13 protein-coding genes are annotated in these 18,831 nt (G+C 71.8%); 5 read left to right on the top strand and 8 right to left on the bottom strand.

Features of this window, described 5'->3' with window-relative positions; genetic code table 11:
• Positions 1 to 104 precede the first annotated feature (104 nt).
• Positions 105 to 2,618 carry a DUF3516 domain-containing protein gene (locus AB0C15_RS07275; protein ID WP_357349604.1) on the top strand — a complete coding sequence of 838 codons (2,514 nt, stop codon included), beginning with the start codon at positions 105 to 107 and terminating at the stop codon, positions 2,616 to 2,618.
• Here the strand turns inward: AB0C15_RS07275 and AB0C15_RS07280 are convergent.
• Both AB0C15_RS07280 and AB0C15_RS07285 read right to left on the bottom strand, forming a co-directional pair.
• Positions 2,596 to 3,726, bottom strand: a complete 1,131-nt coding sequence (locus AB0C15_RS07280) for an acyltransferase (RefSeq protein WP_357349605.1) — start codon at positions 3,724 to 3,726, stop codon at positions 2,596 to 2,598. The two genes, AB0C15_RS07275 and AB0C15_RS07280, sit on opposite strands and share 23 nt — an antisense overlap.
• Positions 3,727 to 3,853: 127 nt before the next feature.
• Positions 3,854 to 4,957, bottom strand: a complete 1,104-nt coding sequence (locus AB0C15_RS07285) for an LPXTG cell wall anchor domain-containing protein (protein ID WP_357349607.1) — start codon at positions 4,955 to 4,957, stop codon at positions 3,854 to 3,856.
• A gap of 276 nt (positions 4,958 to 5,233) precedes the next feature.
• Here AB0C15_RS07285 and AB0C15_RS07290 point away from each other — a divergent pair, with 276 nt between their 5' ends.
• Positions 5,234 to 5,878, top strand: a complete 645-nt coding sequence (locus tag AB0C15_RS07290; protein ID WP_357349609.1) for a hypothetical protein — start codon at positions 5,234 to 5,236, stop codon at positions 5,876 to 5,878.
• A 460-nt stretch (positions 5,879 to 6,338) separates the two neighbouring features.
• Complete coding sequence (locus tag AB0C15_RS07295; protein ID WP_357349610.1) at positions 6,339 to 7,232, top strand: hypothetical protein; 894 nt, start codon at positions 6,339 to 6,341, stop codon at positions 7,230 to 7,232.
• Positions 7,233 to 7,620: 388 nt separating this feature from the next.
• On the opposite strand, the gene AB0C15_RS07300 is transcribed toward AB0C15_RS07295, so the two are convergent.
• Genes AB0C15_RS07300 through AB0C15_RS07320 form a run of 5 tightly spaced genes read right to left on the bottom strand, consistent with a single transcriptional unit; the run spans position 7,621 to position 13,757 of the window.
• Positions 7,621 to 8,568 carry an iron-siderophore ABC transporter substrate-binding protein gene (locus tag AB0C15_RS07300; protein WP_357349611.1) on the bottom strand — a complete coding sequence of 316 codons (948 nt, stop codon included), beginning with the start codon at positions 8,566 to 8,568 and terminating at the stop codon, positions 7,621 to 7,623.
• A complete protein-coding gene (locus AB0C15_RS07305) occupies positions 8,568 to 9,563 on the bottom strand; it encodes an ABC transporter ATP-binding protein (protein ID WP_357349614.1) in 996 nt (331 codons plus the stop codon). The genes AB0C15_RS07300 and AB0C15_RS07305 overlap by 1 nt, the downstream gene beginning before the upstream one ends.
• Positions 9,564 to 9,582: 19 nt before the next feature.
• The gene (locus AB0C15_RS07310; protein ID WP_357349616.1) at positions 9,583 to 10,698 is read right to left on the bottom strand and encodes an iron ABC transporter permease; all 1,116 of its coding nucleotides are present in this window, start codon (positions 10,696 to 10,698) and stop codon (positions 9,583 to 9,585) included.
• On the bottom strand, positions 10,695 to 11,741 hold the full coding sequence (locus AB0C15_RS07315) for an iron ABC transporter permease (RefSeq protein ID WP_357349618.1): 1,047 nt from the start codon (positions 11,739 to 11,741) through the stop codon (positions 10,695 to 10,697). Before AB0C15_RS07315 ends, AB0C15_RS07310 begins: the two co-directional genes overlap by 4 nt.
• 60 nt (positions 11,742 to 11,801) lie before the next feature.
• Positions 11,802 to 13,757 carry a multicopper oxidase domain-containing protein gene (locus tag AB0C15_RS07320; protein WP_357349620.1) on the bottom strand — a complete coding sequence of 652 codons (1,956 nt, stop codon included), beginning with the start codon at positions 13,755 to 13,757 and terminating at the stop codon, positions 11,802 to 11,804.
• 117 nt (positions 13,758 to 13,874) lie between these two features.
• On the opposite strand from AB0C15_RS07320, the gene AB0C15_RS07325 reads away from it, so the two are divergent.
• Complete coding sequence (locus AB0C15_RS07325; RefSeq protein ID WP_357349622.1) at positions 13,875 to 14,234, top strand: YciI family protein; 360 nt, start codon at positions 13,875 to 13,877, stop codon at positions 14,232 to 14,234.
• A 12-nt stretch (positions 14,235 to 14,246) separates the two neighbouring features.
• Here the strand turns inward: AB0C15_RS07325 and AB0C15_RS07330 are convergent, their stop codons facing one another.
• Positions 14,247 to 14,633, bottom strand: coding sequence for a cytidine deaminase (locus AB0C15_RS07330; RefSeq protein WP_357349624.1), 387 nt, complete (start codon positions 14,631 to 14,633; stop codon positions 14,247 to 14,249).
• A gap of 150 nt (positions 14,634 to 14,783) precedes the next feature.
• Here AB0C15_RS07330 and hrpA point away from each other — a divergent pair, with 150 nt between their 5' ends.
• Positions 14,784 to 18,830, top strand: a complete 4,047-nt coding sequence (gene hrpA, locus AB0C15_RS07335; protein ID WP_357349626.1) for an ATP-dependent RNA helicase HrpA — start codon at positions 14,784 to 14,786, stop codon at positions 18,828 to 18,830.
• The last annotated feature ends 1 nt before the right edge of the window (position 18,831 follow it).

The following is an 18,831-nucleotide window of genomic DNA, read 5'->3' on the forward strand; positions in this document are numbered from 1 at the left end:
GACGACGCGCCCCGGAACGCGGCGGGCGCCCGGGGCGTCCGGGCGGGATCCGGTGCGGGCCCGGTTGGCGTCTCGGGGCATGATCCAGGCACCATGGACAGGCTATGACGCTCACCGCCGCGCTGCCGACAAGCGCCGACCCCGACACCCTCTTCGACGCGTTCGCCGGCTGGGCGAAGGAGCGCGGCCTCGACCTCTACCCCCATCAGGAGGAGGCGGTCATCGAGATCGTCTCCGGCGCCAACCTGATCATGAACACGCCCACCGGCTCGGGTAAGAGCCTGGTGGCGATCGCCGCGCACTTCGCGGCCCTCGCCGACAGCCGGACGACCTTCTACACCGCGCCGATCAAGGCGTTGGTGTCGGAGAAGTTCTTCGCGCTCTGCGAGGTCTTCGGCGCCGAGAACGTCGGCATGCTGACCGGCGACGCGAGCGTCAACGCGGACGCCCCGATCATCTGCTGCACGGCGGAGATCCTGGCCAACCTGGCGCTTCGCGAGGGCGCGAAGGCCGACGTCGGCCAGGTGATCATGGACGAGTTCCACTTCTACGCCGAGCCCGACCGGGGCTGGGCGTGGCAGGTGCCGATCATCGAGCTGCCGCAGGCCCAGTTCATCCTGATGTCCGCCACCCTGGGGGACACCACCCGCTTCGTCGACGACCTGACCCGGCGCAACGGCCGGCCGACCGCCGTCGTGCGCTCGGCCGAGCGGCCGGTCCCGCTCATCTTCTCGTACGCGATGACGCCGCTGCACGAGACACTCGAGGAGCTGCTGGAGACCAAGCAGGCCCCGGTGTACGTGGTGCACTTCACCCAGGCCGCCGCGCTCGAGCGAGCCCAGGCGCTGACCAGCGTCAACGTCGCCACCCGCGCCGAGAAGGACATGATCGCCGAGGCGATCGGTGGTTTCCGGTTCACCGCCGGCTTCGGCAAGACGCTGTCCCGGCTGGTCCGGCACGGCATCGGCGTACACCACGCCGGCATGCTGCCCAAGTACCGCCGCCTGGTGGAGACCCTCGCCCAGGCCGGCCTGCTCAAGGTCATCTGTGGCACCGACACCCTCGGCGTCGGCATCAACGTGCCGATCCGCACCGTGCTCTTCACCGGCCTGTCCAAGTACGACGGGGTGCGGACCCGGCTGCTCAAGAACCGGGAGTTCCACCAGATCGCCGGGCGGGCCGGCCGGGCCGGCTACGACACCATCGGCCGGGTCGTCGTGCAGGCTCCCGAGCACGTCATCGACAACGAGAAGGCCCTCGCCAAGGCCGGCGACGACCCGAAGAAGCGGCGCAAGGTGGTCCGCAAGAAGCCGCCGGAGGGTTCCATCGGCTGGGGTCAGCCCACCTTCGACCGACTCGTCGACGCCGAGCCGGAGCCGCTCACCTCCAGCTTCCAGGTCAGCCACTCGATGCTGCTCAACGTCATCGGTCGGCCCGGGGACGCGTTCACCGCGATGCGGCACCTGCTCACCGACAACCACGAGGAGCCCGCCGCGCAGCGCCGGCACATCCGCCGGGCCATCGCCATCTACCGGGCGCTGCGGGCCGGCGGGGTCGTCGAGGAGCTGCCCGAGCCGGACGAGACCGGCCGACGGATCCGGCTCACCGTCGACCTCCAGCTCGACTTCGCCCTCAACCAGCCGCTGTCCCCGCTCGCGCTCGCCGCCATCGAGCTGCTCGACGCCGAGTCCCCGTCGTACGCGCTCGACGTGCTGAGCGTCATCGAGTCGATCCTCGACAACCCCCGGCAGATCCTGTCCGCGCAGCAGTTCAAGGCGCGCGGCGAGGCGGTCGCCGCGATGAAGGCCGAGGGCATCGAGTACGAGGCCCGCCTCGAACTGCTCGACGAGGTGACCCACCCGAAGCCCCTGGCCGAGCTGCTGGAGGCCGCGTACGAGATGTACCGGCAGGGCCACCCGTGGGTCGCCGACCACGAACTCTCCCCCAAGGCCGTCGTCCGCGACATGTACGAGCGGGCCATGACCTTCACCGAGTACGTGCAGTTCTACGGGCTGACCCGCTCGGAGGGCCTCGTCCTGCGCTACCTTGCCGACGCGTACAAGACGCTGCGCCAGACCGTGCCCGAGGACGCCAAGACCGAGGAACTGATCGACCTCATCGAGTGGTTGGGCGAGTTGGTCCGTCAGGTCGACTCCAGCCTCATCGACGAGTGGGAGCGGCTGCGCAACCCGTCCGACGTGGCCGAGGTGGCCCAGGCACACGCCGCCCTGACGGATCGGCCGCCGGCGGTGACCCGCAACGCGCGGGCGTTCCGGGTGCTGGTGCGCAACGCGCTGTTCCGGCGCGTCGAGCTGGCTGCGCTGCGCCGCTGGGACCTGCTCGCCGAGTTGGACGCCGAGAACGGCTGGGACTACGACGCGTGGGCCGACGCCCTGGGTCCGTACTTCGAGGCGTACGACTCGATCGGGGTCGGGCCGGACGCCCGCGGCCCGGCGCTGCTGATGATCGAGCAGGGCCGCGAGCGGTGGACCGTACGGCAGATCTTCGACGACCCGGACGGCGACCACGACTGGGGCATCAGCGCCGAGATCGACCTGGTGGCCTCGGACGAGGTCGGCGCGGCGGTCGTGCGGATCACCGACGTCGGCCAGCTCTGAGGTGTCTCGCCCGGTGTGCCCGCCGGCTGCCGGCCGGCCATGGCCCGAACAGTGTCGGGGTACGCCGGGCAGCCACGTCCTCGATCCAGCCGAACAGCAGCACCGCTCCGGCGGTCAGTAGGCACACCCCGGTCAGCCGCAGCGCGATCGAGGCCACCGAGGTGTACGGGAGCACCGGCGCGAGCAGCAGGAACATCCCGAGGCTGGCCGGGATGTGCCACAGGTAGATGGTGACCGCCCGGGCGTTGACCACCTGGAGCGTGCGGCCCAGCGACACCCGGCCGACGAGGCGGGGCTCTGCTCTCAGCAGCACGGCGACGAACGCCATCGACCACAGCGTGGTGCCACCCGCGACGTGGTTCAGGTCGGCGGCCCGGCCGGTCACCATGGCTGTCACGACCCACGTTCCACCCGTCCCGGCGAGGGCGGCGACGAGTAGGCCGTACCAGCGCCACGGGACGCGGTGCAGCAGCCGGTCGCGGTGGGCGAAGCCCAGCAGCCAGCAGGACAGGTAGGCGGCGACGAAGTAGCCGGTGTGCACACCTGCGAGGTGCATCCCCACGGGTAGCGCGGTGGCGACACCGAGGCTTGGCCACGGCCAGCGGCGGAACAGCCGCAGCAGGACCGGGGAGCACAGCACCAACCACAGGTAGGTCACGACGTACCAGAGGCCGATGTGGAACGCCCAGGCCCAGGGCTGCCCACCCACCGGCGGCACCCGCAGGGGTACGACCCACCAGAGCAGTTCAGCCCAGCCGGTCACACCGCTCGGCCGCCAGCCGACGGAGAGCACCGCCAGGGTGATCGCGCCGAACGCCCAGAACGGCAGCAGCAGCCGGCGCATCCGCCGGAGCACGGCCGACAGACCGTGCCGGTCCAGTGACGCCGCCATCAGCGAACCGGCGATGCCGAACATCAGACCCATGGCCGGCACCAGCAGGCTCAGCCAGATCCATCCGGTCACGTGGTAGAGCACGACGCGGACGAGCGCGATCGTCCGCAGCAGGTCCAGGTAGCGGTCCCGGTCAGCGGTGGGGTCGGCGAACTGGACGGTCCTCGCCGCCGTACCCCTGCCAGGGATGACCCTGGCCGCCTCATCAATGACCACAAGGCACAATAGCTCCACAAGTCGGGCAAAGTTCGCAGCATTGCGAACGCGAAACAGGGAGTTGCCCGTCCCCGCGCGGCTGTTCCTCTGATCAGCCCGCCGCCCCCGCGAGGCCCGCCTGCGAAAGTCAGACGGTGAACCAGATCCGTCGACGACGGGCCAGGACGAACAGGATCGCACCGACGCCCAGCAGCAGGCCGGCACCCGCGACCACGCCACCTGTCGACTGGCCGGTCACCGGGAGGCCGCCGCCCCCGCCGTCGGCGCAGCCCGCTGGCCGCTCCCACCGGTACGGACCATTCAGGTGGCTGAGCTGCGGGTCGAACTCGTCCGACCGGAGTGTGACAGCCAGCCCCGCGACGGCCGGGAAGGAGACGTCGACGGTGGCGCCGCTCTCGATGGTCCGCCGCTGCTCCGGGCCACGATTGGGATCGAAGGTGACGAACAGGTTCCAGCCGACGTTCGGAGCCGACACCGCGATGACGAACTCGTCGCAGGTCGAGCGGGCACGGATGTCCGGGACGATGCAGTGACCCGGATCGGCGACCCAGGAGTACACGGCGAACGCCTCCCGCTCTCCCACGACCGTAACCGAGAGAACATCGGATCCCCTGGGCACCTCGATACCCTTCACGGACTCTCCCGGGGCCAGGGAGATGGTTCGCGTAAAGCCCCCGGGGACGGTCTTCACCACCAGGTCGACCGTCCGCCCCGCGGGCGGGTTCGCCAGGTCGACAAGCACGCTGCCGTCGCACCGGGACTGGAAGGTGGCCGTCGGATCGGTAGGAGGCTGCCCGCACCTGCCGTCGAGTGGGACGCCACCGGCGAAGCCGGACGTCTCGTAGTAGCCGTCGTCCCACTGCACCCACACGGCCAGGTCAGCGAAGGTGGTGGTGCCGGGCAACGTCTGGCTGCCGACCACCGGCTCGCCCACCGAGTGCGGGAAGACGCCCTCGGGGCTGGCCGCGATGGGGTCGATGGTGCTGTCGGGCGGATACACCTCCACCTTGACGAACCGGTATCGCGTCGCGTCGGTCGACTGCTCCTCGGCAAGGACGGTCCACCGGATCTGGTAGGTGCCGTCGGCCAGACACCTGACCTCGTGATTGACGCTGAAGTTCGAAGGATCCGCGTTCGCCGGAGTCATGAGGACAAGCGTCCCGGCGAGGCCGACCACAACCGCCCCGAGAGCGGCGAGCGCCCCTCGTGGCCACGATCGGATATTGATCATGGTTGCTCCCGCAATGAGGTGAGCCAGGGTGGACGACTCGGCCGGCGCGAAGCCCTGCTGCCCGCTGCCTCGCATCGATTCCGGGGCGGGACCGATCGGTGAGCCCGCGCAGATGCTATCGGCGTCGACCACCGGCGGTGGCCCACGACACGCGTCCAGCCGGACGATTCGTCCGGTTCCCAGGAGGCGGCACACTCTGTCAACTTCGCTGGGCAATGTCAGACCCGTCGATTAGAATGTATGTACTAATCAAGTTCCTGACCTGGGAGGACGCCCGTGACCGCGCCCGCCTCCACGCCCCTCACCCCCTACGCCACACTGCTCGGTTTCACCCGCTACGTCGACCGCACCGGCCCCACCAAGGCAACCTTCGTCGGAGGGCTGCGCAAGCAACGCGCCAGCCGGTCCGGCTTCAACCCGCACGGCCAGTTCGTCAAGGCGCTCAAGGCCGACATCGCCTTCCACACCGGCGGCACCCACCTGGCCGGGGTCGTCGACATCGTCAAGCCCCGCTGGCGCCCGCTCTACCAGGCACTCGTCCCCGGCGCCACGACCTGGCTGCACTCCCTCGGCGAGCCGGCCGCGCTCGATCTCGCCCAGACCCGCGACGCCCTGGCCATGCTCGGCGACCTACCCGTCAAGATCAACCCCCACTTCGGGGTACGCCACGCCGACGGCCGCGCCGAAGCGGTCCGCCTGCACTTCGACGAGGCCCCGCCGAGCGAGGAGTCGGTGCTCGCCACCCTGCACCTGATGGCCCGACACATGGACGCGGTGCTCCCGCACGCCGAGCCGGTCCTGGTCGACGTCCGTCGCGGCCAGGCCCACCACATGCCCTCCGACGCCAAGCCCGACCAGATCGAACGATGGCTCTCCGGCGAAGCCGCCGCCTTCCGCGCCATCTGGTCCACTGCCGCCTAACCCTTCTCCCCACGCCCTCCACCGCCCACGCCCTCCACCTTCCACGCCCTCCGATTCCCACTCCTTCACTCCTACGTCCCCACCCCTCGCGCGCCCAACGCTCCACGCGCCCCGGTTCCACGCCCAACGCCCTGATCCCTCAGCACCCCACGATTCCGGCCCTCAGCACCTGAAGGCCCCGGCCCTGAGCACCCCACGACCCCAGCCCTCAGCACCCCACCACCCCGGCCCTCAGCACCCCACAAGCCCATCCACCTCTTACGCGCCCACCTCTCGCGCCGCCCATCCGTCCACCGTGTTCCGACCGCCCAAGATCCGCGCAACCTCGGGGATGCTGCTGTCTCGCGACGCGAGGAGGCAGCAAGAACAGCGAAGTTGCGCGGATCTTGGCGTTCGGCCCTGGTCCGGGGTTATCCACAGGGACTGCGGGCGAATGCGAACGCCGGTCATCGTATTTGTCATGCCTATTTCCCCGCGACGGCCAACAAAGCTGCAGGGACGCCTCTTTCGCGGCTCCCACGTCATTGCCGAAGGCCTGCTGACCCGGGCAGAGTTACGCAGCGCGGCGTGGCGTCCGCTGTTCCGGGATGTCTACGCCGATACCCGGCTGGCGATCACCCACCGCACTCGATGTGCCGCTGCCGCGCGGTGGGTTCTGCCGCCGGGCGTAGCGGTCGCCGGTCGCAGTGCGGCCGCGCTCTATGGCGCCGTGTCGGTCGCCGAGCACGAGCCCATCGATGTGCTCGTGCCCGCAGGGCAGCGGTTCGGGCCGGTCTCGGGCCTCGTCGTGCACACCGGCACGATCACTGCGGGGGACGTTGCGATACGTCAGGGCATCCCGCTGACCACGCCGGCGCGCACCTGTTGGGACCTGGCCCAGTGGTTACCAACGGAGGACGCAGTGGCCGTCGTGGATCGTCTCGCCCACCAACAGTTGGTGGCGCTCCCCCAACTGCGCGCCGACTCTCGAGCGGAAATTGGCAAACGGGGGTGGAAACGAATGGTACGGGTGGCTGAACTGGCCGACGCGGGCGCGGAGTCGATCCCGGAGTCCCGGCTCCGTGTCCGGATAGTCCTCGCCGGAGTGCCGATGCCCGTGACTCAATTCGTGGTCGAGCGAGATGGGAGCTTTGTGGCCCGCCTTGATCTGGCGTGGCCGCACCTCAAGGTCGCGGTCGAGTACGACGGGATGTGGCATGACGATCCCGAGCAGTTCCACCGAGACCGACGCCGCCTCAACCGTCTGCTCGGTGAGGACTGGATCGTCCTGCACGTCACCTCGAAGCGGTTCCGCGAGGACTTCGACGGCTTCCTCGCCGAACTACGTCAAGCCCTCCGGTCCCGCTCCCGCTGACTCAGCCCCCGAACCCACACCGAGCAGACCCGTGCTCGGCCCGGACCCGGGCTCGCACCCAGGCTCAGGCTCGCACCCGGACCCGGGCTCGCACCCAGGCTCAGGCTCGCACCCGGACCCGGGCTCGCACCCAGGCTCAGGCTCGCACCCGGACCGGGACCCGGACCGGGACCGGGACCGGGACCGGGACCCGGACCGGGACCGGGACCGGGACCCGGACCGGGACCGGGACCGGGACCCGGACCGGGACGCCCCAAGATCCGCGCAATATCAGGGATTTTGCTGCCTCGAGGGCGCGTGAGGCAGCACTTTCACCGAACTTGCGCGGATCTTGGAAGTCGGCGCGGCGCGCCTGGGGGGCGGGGCCGTGCGCGGAGGGGCCGGTTTGTCAGGCGGCGGGGAGGTACTTGGTCAGGTCGTCGAGGATCTTGTTGGCGGCGCCGACACCGATGCCGGTCATCCAGACCTCGTCGGAGACGGGGTACGCCTTGCCGGCCTTCACCGCGCCGAGGCCCTTCCACAGCGTTCCGCCGGCGACCTTGGTCTGCTCGGCGGCGGCCTTGTCGCCGTACGCGGTCACGAAGATGACGTCGCCGTCGACCTCGTTGATCCGCTCGGGGCTGACCAGGTCGAAGCGCTTGTCCTCCTTGTTGGCGAGCAGTTGACGCTCGGGGCGGCCCAGGCCGGTGTCGCCGATGACGATGCCGGAGAACGAGTCCGGGCCGTAGACCCGGATGTTGCCGGGCAGGAACCGCACGATGGAGACCTTGCGGGCGGCGGCGTCGCCGAGCGTCGCGCCGAAGTCCTTGGCCCGCTTCTCGTACGTGGCGAGCAGATCCTTGGCCTGCTGCTCGCGGCCGAGCGCCTTGCCGTCGAGGAGGAGGTTCTCCTTCCAGGTGATGCCCACCTTGTCGGTGAACACGGTGGGCGCGATGGCGGCCAGCTCGTCGTAGAACTTTTCCTGACGGAACTTGCTGCCGAGGATCAGGTCCGGCTTCAGCGCGTTGATCGCCTCCAGGTCGGGCTCGGTGAGCACCCCGACCTCCTTGATGGTGGCGAGCTTGTCCGCGCCGAAGTACGTCGGCCAGCTCTTCGCCTCGCCGGCGGTGGCGGCGCCGATCGGGGTGATGCCCAGCGAGAGCGCCGTGTCGATCTTGTCGGTGTCGAGGACGACGACGCGCTTGGGCTCGGCCGGGACCTTCGTGGTGCCCATGGCGTGGGTGATCTCCCGGGTCTCCCCGGTGGTGGAGCCGGCGACCGGGTCGCTCTCACCGCAGGCGGTGAGTCCGGCACCGAGGGCGACGGCCGCGGCGAGAGCGGCGACGAGACGACGCATCAGAGTCCTTTCGAGGGGTGCGAGCCGGCGAGCGGGTTGGCCGCGTCGCCGGTGGCGGGTCGAGCGTCCGGTACGGACGCCGTCGACGAAGAGGGGTCACCCGCGCCCGCGGACGCGCCGACCGGACCAGGCCCGTCGGCGGGAACGCCGACCGAACCAGCCGCGCCCGCGGACGCGGCGGCGGGACCGGCCGCGCCGGCGGCGGGCGGGGCGGAGGTGCCGCCGGTGTACGCGGGCACCACCAGCGGGGCGCCGGTCACCGGGCAGGGCACGACCACGCAGGCCAGGCCGAAGACGTCGCGGACCAGGTCGGCGGTGAGGATCTCCCGGGGCGGTCCGGCGGCGACCACGGCGCCGGCGCGCATGGCGACCAGGTGGTCGGCGTAGCGGGCGGCCTGGTTGAGGTCGTGCAGCACGGCGACCACGGTGCGGCCCCGCTCGGAGCGCAGCCGGTGCAGGAGGTCCAGCACCTCCACCTGGTGGGCCAGGTCGAGGAAGGTGGTCGGCTCGTCCAGCAGCAGGGCGTCGGTGTCCTGGGCGAGTGTCATGGCGATCCACACCCGTTGCCGCTGGCCGCCGGAGAGGCTGTCGACCGGCCGGTCGGCCAGGTCGGTGACGTCGGCGAGGGCCATCGCCTGGTCGACCGCCGCGCCGTCCTCCGTCGACCACTGCCGCCACCACCGTTGGTACGGCTGTCGGCCGCGCCCGACCAGGTCGGCCACCGTGACGCCCTCGGGCACCAGTGGGCTCTGCGGTAGGACGCCGAGGCGGCGGGCCACCTCCCGGGTGGGCAGGTCGCGGATGGCGCTGCCGTCCAGCAGGACGGTGCCTCGACGGGGGGTGAGCAGCCGGGCCATCGTGCGCAGCAGGGTGGACTTGCCGCACGCGTTGGGTCCGACGATCACGGTGAACGCGTCGGTGGGCAGGTCGAGGTCGAGCCCGTCGAGCACGGTGCGCTCGTCGTAGCCGGCGACCAGATCGCGGGTGGAGAGCATCACACCACTCCTTGAGGCGTCACGACGACCGCCGCCGGCCGCGCAGCAGCAGGAAGATCAGGTACGGGCCGCCGATCGCGGCGGTCAGCACACCGGCGGGCAGTTGGGTGGGTGCGAACAGCCGTCGGCCGGCGAGGTCGGCCAGCACCAGCAGCAGTGCGCCGAGCAGCGCCGCGCAGACCAGCGGTGGTCGTTCGGCGCGTACCAGGCGGCGGGCCACCTGCGGGGCGACCAGGGCCACGAAGTCGACCGCGCCGACCTGCGCGGTGACCATCGCGGCGACGAGGACGCCGGTGCCGGCGAGGCCGATCCGGCGGGCCACCGGGCGCAGCCCGACACCACGGGCGGTGTCGTCGTCCAGGGCGGTGCTGTTCAACGCCCAGCCGGCCCAGGCCAGCACCGGCAGCAGCACCACGAGGGTGCCGGCGATCCAGGCGGCCTCGGTCCAGCCCTTGCCGGCCAGGGTGCCGATCAGCCAGATCTGCGCGCGCAACCCGTCGATCGGGTCGGCGGTGAGCATGACGACCTCGGTGAGCGCCCGGAAACCGAACGCGACCGCCACCCCGGCGAGCACGAACCGCTGCGCGGCCAGCCCGTGCCGGGCCCCGAGGGCGAACAGCAGCACCGCCGCGAGCAGCCCTCCGACAAGCGCGGTGGGCGCGACGAGCACCGCGGCCATTCCGCTGGTCAGGGCCACGGTCGCGGCGAGGCCGGCGCCCTGGGTGATGCCGATGACGTCCGGGCTGGCGAGCGGGTTGCGGGCCACGCTCTGGATCAGCGTGCCGGCCACGCCGAAGGCCGCGCCGGCCACGGCCGCGAGCACGACCCGCGGCAGCCGAAGGTCAAGGACCACGAGGTCGTACGGGGTGCCGGCGCCGGAGAGGGCGCGCAGCACATCGGCCGGGGCGACGTACGGGGTGCCGAGCGAGAGGCTGAGCACGACGGCAAGCAGGAGCAGCACGATCAGCGCGGTGGCCACCAGCACCGCGCGACGGCGGATCAGCAGGCTGACCGGGCCGATCCGCAGCAGCGAGCGCCCCGCGAGCCGGGCATGCCCAGCCGGCTCGGCGAGCCCAGCCAGGCCGGACGCCCCGATCGAGCCGGAGGGGCCTGGGGGGCGCTGGGTGGTGGTCACGCGGTCACCACCCGGGCACGGCGGACCAGCACGGCCAGCAGTGGCGCGCCGATCAGGGCGGTGACGACCCCGGCCGGGATCTCGCCGGGCGGGGCGACGAGCCGACCGACGATGTCGGCGGCGAGCAGCAGGGCCGGCCCGAGCAGTGCGGAGACGGCGAGGGTCCAGCGGTGGTCGGCGCCGACCAGGGCGCGCGCCAGGTGCGGAACGGCCAACCCGACGAACGCGACGGGTCCGGCGGCGGCCACCGCGGCGCCGGTCAGCAGTACGGCGGCGAGGCCGCCGCCGAGGCGGACCAGGCCGATCCGGTGGCCGAGGCCACGGGCCACGTCGTCGCCGAGGGCAAGCGCGTCCAGCCCTCGGGCCACCAGGGCAGCAAGCACCAGGCCGGTGAGGACGAAGGGAAGCACCTGCGCGGCGACCGACAGGTCCCGGCCGGCAAGGCCGCCGACCACCCAGAAGCGGTACTCCTCGAAGGTGCGGGCGTCGATGCTGAGCAGCGCGTACACCCCGGAGGCGAGACTGGCGTCGAGCGCCGCGCCGACGAGCGCGAGGGTGACCGGGCTGGCGCCGTCGCGGGCGCGGGTGGCGATGGCGAAGACCAGCAGCCCGGCGATCAGCGCTCCGGCGATGCCGAACCAGACGTACCCGGCGAGCGTGCCGACGCCGAAGACGGAGATCGCGAGCACCACGCCGAACGACGCGCCCGCGCTGATGCCCAGGATGCGCGGCTCGGCGAGGGGATTGCGGGTGAGCGCCTGGAACAGCACCCCCGCCACGGCGAGTGCGAGCCCGACGGCGAGGCCGAGCGCGGTCCGTGGCATCCGCAGCTCACGGACGATGGTGCTGGCGTCGCCGCCGTCGGGCGCGACGAGCGCGTGCCAGACCTGGCCGACGCCGAGTGACCGGCTGCCGAGCGCGAAGCTGGCCAGCACGGTGAGCAGCAGCACCAGCGCGGCCCCGATTGTGACGGCCACCCGGCGGCCGGTACGCGTGCCGGACCGGTTGCGGGCCGGGGTCGGCCGGGTGGCGAGGGTGGTCACGAGTCTCCTGCACGTTCTGGCTTAGGTTCGCCTAACCTTAGCCGAGCTGCGGAAAGAGGGCTAACCGGCGTCCGTCGATGCCGTACCAGGCTCCGCCGGCCCACCCGCCGCGCCACCGTCCCCCGCCGCCGCTCCGCCGCGCGGCAGCACGTTCAGTGGTCGCATCATCTCGTTGTCCTCGTGCTCCAGCAGGTGGCAGTGCCAGGCGTACCGACCCGGCAGGTCGAACCGCGCCTTGATCCGGGTCACCTCCCCCGGGTACGCGAGCACCGTGTCCATCCACCCCCGGTCCTGTGGGCCCGGCAGCGACCGGCCCGAACGCCCCCGGCCGAGCAGCTCGAACTGGACCTGGTGCAGGTGGACCGGGTGCACGTGGTGGGTGAAGTTGCGCACCTCCCACACCTCGGTGTCGCCAAGGGTGGGCTGCTCGGTCACCGGGTCGCTCCAGCGCAGGGGCAGACCCCGACCACGCTCGTCGAGGACGCCGAGCAGCATGACCGTCGAGCTGCCGGACCGCCGCTCGTTGAGCGACAGCCGGCGTACCCGCTGAGCCGACCCGAGCCGCGGGTGCGACGGCAGCCGCAACTGCTCCGGTGGGACGCTCGGGTCGGCGCCGGCCGCGTCGGTGACCACGAAGCGCAGCACCTGCCCGGTGGTGTGCGGGTCGGCGGGGTCGAAGTCCACCCCGGGCCGGCCGCCGCTGTACATCCCGTCCGGACCTTCGTTGACGAGGTACAGCTCGGTGCCGACCGGGACGTTGGTGAAGTCGACGATCGCGTCGACCCGCTGGGCGGGGCCGAGTGCCACCCGTTCGTGCGGCACCGGCTCCGGCAGGAGGCCGCCGTCGCTGCCGATCTGCCAGACCGGCAGCACCGGCCGGGCTGGGCGGGCGGTGGCGTTCGCGACCACGCTGAGCAGCAGGAACCGGCTGTTGCAGGCATTGAGCAGCCGGAACCGGTAGCGCCGGCGCTGGACCGTCAACGAGGGCCAGGTGCGGCCGTTGACCACCATCGCGGAGCCGGAGAACCCGGGCACCCAGGTCGGTGGCCCGTCGGCGCGACCGGAGTACCGGGTCGGGTAGCGCAGCTCGCCGTCGGCGGTGAAGCTGCGATCCTGGATCATCAGCGGGATGTCGTGGTACGAGGCGTTCGGCGGATCGTCGCGGGTCGGTGCCGGGCCGGGCAGCACCCCCTCGGGCAGTTCGTCCCCACCGTCGAGCAGGTAGAACCCGGCCGGCCCGACGTAGACGTTCTCCCGGGTGAGCCCGAGCGCGTGGTCGTGGTACCAGAGGGTGCACGGCCGCTGGTCGTTGGCGTACTCGAAGGTGGCCGAGCCCGGCGCCCAGCGCAGCCCGCACCGGTCGGCGAACCGGGACCGGAACTCGCGGTACGCGCTGCCGGCCACGGCGAAGTCGGGCGGCAGGTTCCGGGCCGCCGGCAGGTACCACGCCTCGGAGTGTCCGTCGCTGTCCTGGGTGCTGTGCGCACCGTGCAGATGGACGACCTGGGGCACCGGGCCGCCGTACCCCTGCGGGCTGCCGTCCCACTGCCCATGGTGGTCCCGGTGCTCGATGCCACCGCCCGGGTTGGCCCAGTGCAGGGTGGGGTCCACCGGCAACAGGTGCGGCAGGTAGTCGCCCCGGTCGTCGACGAGCTGGTTGACCCAGGTCACCCGCACCGGGCGGTCCACCCGGGCCATGATGGTGGGCGCCGGGTAGCCGAAGCTGCCGGGGTGGGCGGTGGAGCCGTAACCCCACACGGTGGTACGCGGCCACGACGGCGGCAGGATCTGCTGGCGAAACTGTCGTACCGCGATCTCGTACGTGTCGCGGTCCGGATCGGTGGCCACCGTCGGCATGGCCGGGAGGATCCGCAGCGCGGTGACGTACTTCGGGATGTCCTGGGCGTTCAGCGCCGCCGCGGCGAGCGCCCGGCCCGACGCCGCCCAGCCCGCCGGGATCAGCGCCACCGCGCCGCCGGTGGCACCCGCCGCGAGCAGCCGACGTCTGGTGACCATGCCGCACCCCCTCATCGTTCCGGACCTCATACGAGAATGAGATTCGCGGACGGTCGCAGGGCGGACAGCTAGCCGATGACACCCAGAAGAGGGACATTCGGGTCATAGGGTAGGAACATGCGATTCGACCAGCACACGGTCGTCCTGTTCACCCGAGCGCCGGCCCCACCGGAGCTGCCGCAGGACGCGATCGACCGGTTGCAGGACGCGCACCTGGCGCACCAGGCGGGCCTCGTGCAGCAGGGCCTGGTCCTCGCGGCCGGGCCGTTCCTGCATCCCGACGACGAGCACCTGCGGGGCTTCGTGGTGCTGTCCATCGCCCCGGACGAGGCGCGCACACTCTTCGCCAACGACCCCGCCGTACGGGCTGGTCGCCTGGTCGCGCGGGTCACGACGTGGCTGCTGCCGGAGGGCAACCTGCGGTTCGGGAGCGTCCCGGTGCCGCAGTCGATGCTCGAGGCCGCCGCCGGGGACTGACGCCGCGACCGGTCAGCCGGCCGAGCCGCTCCCGGCCTCCGCCGGCAACTCCCCGAGCGGGACCACCCGCAGCGCGTCCATCGGGCCGACGATCACCCGCAGCAGCGGAAAGAGGTCCCGCAGCACCTGCCGGCAGCCGGCACAGGGTGCGACGACCTCGCGACCCCGGTCGGCGACCGTGACGATCGTCTCCAGCGCGGTGACACCCTGCGTGGCGGCCGTGCCGACCACGACCAGGTCGGCGCAGGCTCCGCCGGTGACGTGCTCGACGTTCACTCCGGTGAAGACGCGGCCGTCCGCCGTCCGGGCCGCCGACGCGACGGTGTGGTGCGGGCTGCGGCAGCGCAGCTTGGAGACCGCCGTGGCGGCCTGCACCAGGGCGCGGTCGGTGTCACGCATCTCCAGCACGGCTCCCCCAACGCTCGACGTCGGCCGCCAACTCTAGGTCCCGCTCCTGGCCGTCCCGGGACGGGAGGTGGCCTCGCCGGAGCCGGCCGCTCGGTAACCCAGGGGCGGCGCGACGCCGGGCTGCCTATCCTTGGGCACGACATGCAGAATCCAACCGCCTCCGTCGCGTCCGACCCCGTTCGCGAGTTGCACCGCCGCCTCACACCTCTGATGTTCCGCGACCAGCGCCGGCTCCAGCGGCGGCTGGACGGTGCCCGCAAGCTGCGCGACCCGCAGCGTCGGGAGGCGGCGCTCACCGAGATCACCGCCGACCTGGTCCGGGCCGAGCAGCGGCTCGCCGCCCGTCAGGCCGCGGTGCCCGTGATCACGTACCCGGTGGGTCTGCCGGTCAGTGAGCGCAAGGACGACATCGCCGCCGCCATCCGCGACCACCAGGTGGTGATCGTGGCGGGCGAGACCGGTTCCGGCAAGACCACCCAGATCCCCAAGATCTGCCTGGAGTTGGGGCGCGGGGTGCACGGCCTGATCGGGCACACCCAGCCCCGGCGGTTGGCCGCCCGGACGGTGGCCGACCGGATCGCCGACGAGCTGGGCACCGAGCTGGGTGACGTGGTCGGCTACAAGGTGCGCTTCACCGACCAGGTGAGCGACCGCAGCCTGGTGAAGCTGATGACCGACGGCATCCTGCTCGCCGAGTTGCAGACCGACCGGATGCTGCGCCAGTACGACACGCTGATCATCGACGAGGCGCACGAGCGCAGTCTCAACATCGACTTCATCCTCGGCTACCTGCGGGAGCTGCTGCCCCGACGACCCGACCTCAAGGTGGTCATCACCTCGGCGACGATCGAGACGGACAGGTTCGCCCGGCACTTCGCTGACGCCGAGGGCATTCCGGCGCCGATCGTCGAGGTCTCGGGTCGGACCTACCCGGTCGAGGTGCGGTACCGGCCCCTCGTCGAGCTGGCCGAGGGCGAGGAGGACGGCGACGGCGACGAGGAGAACGTCCGCGACCAGATCCAGGCGATCGGTGACGCCGTCGAGGAGCTGGCCGCCGAAGGGCCCGGCGACATCCTGGTCTTCCTCAGCGGCGAACGGGAGATCCGGGACACCGCCGACGCGCTGGGCAAGCTGGTGCAGAAGAAGCGCTCGCTGCTCGGCACCGAGATCCTGCCGCTGTACGCGCGACTCTCCAGCGCCGAGCAGCACCGCGTCTTCGCCGCGCACTCCGCGCGCCGGGTGGTGCTCGCCACGAACGTCGCGGAGACCTCGCTGACGGTGCCCGGCATCAAGTACGTGGTGGACCCGGGCACCGCCCGCATCTCCCGCTACTCCAGCCGGCTCAAGGTGCAGCGGCTGCCGATCGAGCCGGTCTCGCAGGCGTCGGCCAACCAGCGCAAGGGTCGCTGTGGCCGTACCTCGGACGGCATCTGCATCCGGCTCTACGACGAGCAGGACTTCACCTCCCGGCCCGAGTTCACCGACCCGGAGGTCCTGCGCACCAACCTGGCGTCGGTCATCCTCCAGATGACGTCGATCGGGCTCGGCGACCTGGCCGCGTTCCCGTTCATCGATCCACCCGACAAGCGCAACATCACCGACGGCGTCAACCTGCTGCACGAGTTGGGCGCGTTGAACCCGACCGAGGTCGACCCCGCGAAGCGGCTCACCGCGCTCGGCCGACGGTTGGCCCAGCTACCCGTCGACCCGCGCCTGGCCCGGATGGTGGTCGAGGGCGAACGCAACGGCTGCGCCACCGAGGTGCTGGTGATCGCCGCCGCGCTCTCCATCCAGGACCCCCGGGAGCGGCCGGCGGAGAAGCAGGCCCAGGCCGACCAGGCGCACGCCCGGTTCGCCGACAAGGAATCCGACTTCGTCGCCTACCTCAACCTGTGGCGCTACCTGCGCGAGCAGCAGCGGGAGTTGTCCTCCAGCGCGTTCCGCCGGATGTGCAAGGCGGAGTACCTGAACTACCTGCGGATCCGCGAGTGGCAGGACATCGTCAGCCAACTGCGGCAGGTCCTGCGTACCCCGGCCGAGGGTGACCGGCGTGGTGGGCGGCCGGCGCGCGACACCGCGGACGACGCGGACGCCGGCCGGGGCCGCCGTGGTGGCGCGGACCTGCCGGAGGAGATCGACACCCCGAAGGTGCACCAGTCGCTGCTGCCCGGCCTGCTGTCGCACATCGGCCTGAAGGACGCCCAGAAACATGAGTACCTGGGGGCGCGGGGCGCGAAGTTCGCGGTCTTCCCCGGGTCGGCGCTGTTCAAGAAGCCGCCGCGCTGGGTGATGGCCGCCGAGCTGGTGGAGACCTCCCGGCTGTGGGGACGCATCGCCGGTCGGGTCGAGCCGGAGTGGGTCGAGCCGCTCGCGCAGCACCTGGTCAAGCGCAGCTACAGCGAGCCGCACTGGGAGAAGAAGCAGGCCGCGGTGATGGCCTACGAGAAGGTCACCCTGTACGGCGTTCCGCTGGTCAGCTCCCGCAAGGTCAACTTCGGACGGATCGATCCGACGCTGAGCCGGGAGCTGTTCATCCGGCACGCCCTCGTCGAGGGCGACTGGCAGACCCACCACCAGTTCTGGGCGGACAACAAGCGGCTGCTCACCGACATCGAGGAGTTGGAGAGCCGGGCCCGACGCCGGGACATCCTGGTCGACGACGAGACCATCTTCGGCTTCTACGACCAACGGATCCCGGCCGACGTCTCCTCCGGTCGGCACTTCGACAGCTGGTGGAAGAAGACCCGCCGCGAGCAACCCGACCTGCTCACCTTCACCCGCGACCTGCTGGTCAACGACGGCCGGCCGGGGGTGGACGAGGACGACTACCCGGACGAGTGGCAGGCCCACGGGGTGCGCCTCCCGCTGACCTACCGCTTCGAGCCGGGCACACCCGACGACGGCGTCACCGTCGACATCCCGTTGCCGCTGCTCAACCAGGTGCCTGCGGAGAGCTTCGACTGGCAGGTGCCGGGGCTGCGCGAGGAGACGGTGATCGCGCTGATGCGCTCGCTGCCCAAGGCGATCCGCCGCAACTTCGTTCCGGTACCGGACTTTGCCCGGGCGGCGCTGGCGGCGATCACCCCCGGCGAGGAGTCGCTGCTCGACGCGCTCACCCGGCAGCTACGTCGGATGACCGGGGTGACGGTGCCCCGCGACGCCTGGGAGCCGGGCAAGCTGCCGGCGCACCTGCGGGTGACGTTCCGGGTCCTCGGCGACGACGAGAAGCCGGTCGCGGAGGGCAAGGACCTGCCCGCCCTGCAACGCCAACTCCGCCAGGAGGTACGCCAGGTGGTGGCGGCCGCCGCGCCGGAGGTGGCCCGCACCGGGCTGCGCGAGTGGAGCGTCGGCGATCTTCCCCGCACCATCGAGCAGGTCCGGGCCGGCTACGCGGTCACCGCGTACCCGGCGCTCGTCGACGAGGGCGCCGCGGTCGGGGTGAGGGTGTTCGACTCCCCCGCCGAGGCGGAGGCGGCGCACTGGGCCGGCACCCGCCGGCTGCTGCGGCTCACCGTGCCGTCCCCGGCGAGGTTCCTGCAGGGGCGGCTGGACAACGAGGCGAAGCTGGCGTTGAGCCGCAACCCGCACGGCGGCGTACAGGACCTGATCGAGGACGCGGCGGGCGCGGCCATCGACCGGCTGATCGGCGCGGCCGGCGGGCCGGCGTGGACCGCCGACGGGTTCGCCGCCCTGCGCGAGAAGGTCCGCGCCGATCTGGTCGACACCGTGGTGGAGGTGATGGACCGGGTCCGCAGGGTCCTCGCCGCCGCGTACGCGGTCGAGCAGCGCCTCGGCGCGACCCGCAACCTGGCCGTGGTGGCGGCGCTCGCCGACATCCGCAGCCAGCTCGCCGGGCTGGTGCACGCCGGGTTCATCACCGAGACCGGGTACGCGCGCCTGCCCGACCTGCTGCGCTACCTCACCGCCATCGAACGGCGCATGGACCGCCTCGGCGGCAACCCGCAGCGCGACCGCCAACAGCAGGATCGGATCGCGGTGGTGCAGAAGGAGTACGCCGACCTGCTCGCCAACCTGCCGCCCGCCCGCCGGCAGGAGACGTCCGTCCGACAGATCCGTTGGATGATCGAGGAGCTGCGGGTGAACGTCTTCGCCCAGGCGCTGGGCACCCCGTACCCCGTCTCCGAGCAGCGGATCTACCGCGCGATGGACGACGCCGAGGGCCGCTGAG

This window comes from Micromonospora sp. NPDC048835 (assembly GCF_040649995.1).
In the GTDB taxonomy this organism is placed as follows: Bacteria; Actinomycetota; Actinomycetes; order Mycobacteriales; family Micromonosporaceae; genus Micromonospora.